The organism is Slackia piriformis YIT 12062, assembly GCF_000296445.1.
GTDB classification, from domain to species: domain Bacteria; phylum Actinomycetota; class Coriobacteriia; order Coriobacteriales; family Eggerthellaceae; genus Slackia; species Slackia piriformis.
Genome location: NZ_JH815201.1, coordinates 1 through 1,426, shown reverse-complemented (window position 1 = coordinate 1,426; position 1,426 = coordinate 1). Strand labels below are relative to the sequence as shown.

At 61.6% G+C, this 1,426-nt stretch carries 1 protein-coding gene; it reads right to left on the bottom strand.

Annotated features, from left to right (window positions below):
- Positions 1–186: 186 nt before the first annotated feature.
- The coding region (locus tag HMPREF9451_RS10025; RefSeq protein WP_009140034.1) for a hypothetical protein at positions 187–1,426 on the bottom strand (1,240 nt) is incomplete at its 5' end.

Sequence of the window (1,426 nt, the reverse complement as noted above, 5' to 3'; positions counted from 1 at the left end):
TGCTGGAATCTGCAACCTTCCTGCAACCACGCTGCAACCGTCCATAAGACCCGTCTTGCGCAATTTCTTGTCTATCGCCTGGACGGAAACCCCGCATATTTCGGCGAGTTCCTTCTTCGTATATTCCATCAGAGGCCCTTTCTTGGGTCATGATTCCCGCTTCTCGTGTCTTCGACGCCGGCGGCCCTACGGCCTGCCGCTCGCGGCGATCTCGGAAAGCACGTCAGCCGTCATCTCCGTCCCGGATCTCCTAGCTTCCCTCAGCCTTTCGAAAAGGTCCGGAAACTCGCTCCTCGCCCATTCGACGGCGGCCTCGACGCCGCCCGCCCGAACCATCATCCACTCGTCGGCCCTGCCGGCCAAGATCGTCGCCGTGTGCGCGTCGAAGTAGTCGTCCGTCTCGGCGTCCCATTCCCGGATTTTGACGAACTCCCTGTATTCGTCCTCCCAGCCGGGCTTGAGCCACTTGACCACCGTCGAACGGCTTACGCCCAGCGCACGCGCCATCTCGCTGTGGTTCTCCCCAGGATGCGCCAACGCATATTCGCGTATCAGTTCTCTTTTTTCAGGAGCACCTTTTTTATTGCGCCAACTTCCAGAAGGATAATCGATAGCTTGGATTGAACGCGCGCGAGCCAAATGCTCAATCTGCCTTCTCCCATTCCTCTTCGCCGACGGACCGTAACTCCACCGAAGCCTGTCTTCGAGCTGTTCGCGGGGTCTCAGAGCGCCGAGCCTGTTCCACCCGCTCATTGCCGCTTTGATGTCGGATTTCTCAAGAGGTTTGCCGTCGTTGCCGGGCTTTCTGGCCCACTCGGTGCCGAGCAGGGACAGCATGTCGCGTTCGACCTGCTTCTTCGGTATGCCGCAGTTCCACCCGAGGCCGGCCAGGCCGAACAGAGCGTTGTAGCGCGACCCCGGAGGCGTCTCCTCGCCAAGCCTGCGCAGCGTGTACCGATACAATCCGGGGTCTCGCGGCCTCGCCGGAACCTGATGGCCGGAGGTGGTCTCTATGACGCCGCCCCCCGCCATGCGCTGCCGGCGCCTGGTGAACACGATCTCGCCCTTTTTGATCAAGGCGTCCGCGTCGGCCACGGTAAGCCCTTCCGAGAAGCTCTCCAGGCATCCCATGTCGGCGAGCTTCCCGACCCACGCGAGCTGCTTTTCGGTCGCCGGGGAATCGCGCCCGAGCCTGTTCCTGTCGCGCTCGTCCCGTATGCGCTCGTATTCTTCCTGGTTCCAGTCTTCAAGGTCGTATGGCTTCAGGTCGCACCCGAGGAAGTCGGACAGGGCCAAGGGGTCGGCCATCTTCCTATCCCATCCTCCGAGCACGAAAAGCCTCGTCGGATAGTGATACTTCGAAGGGGAGGCAGGGGCACGGAACGGATGGCTGATGGTGGCGCACGGCACATCGACCCTGAACCGG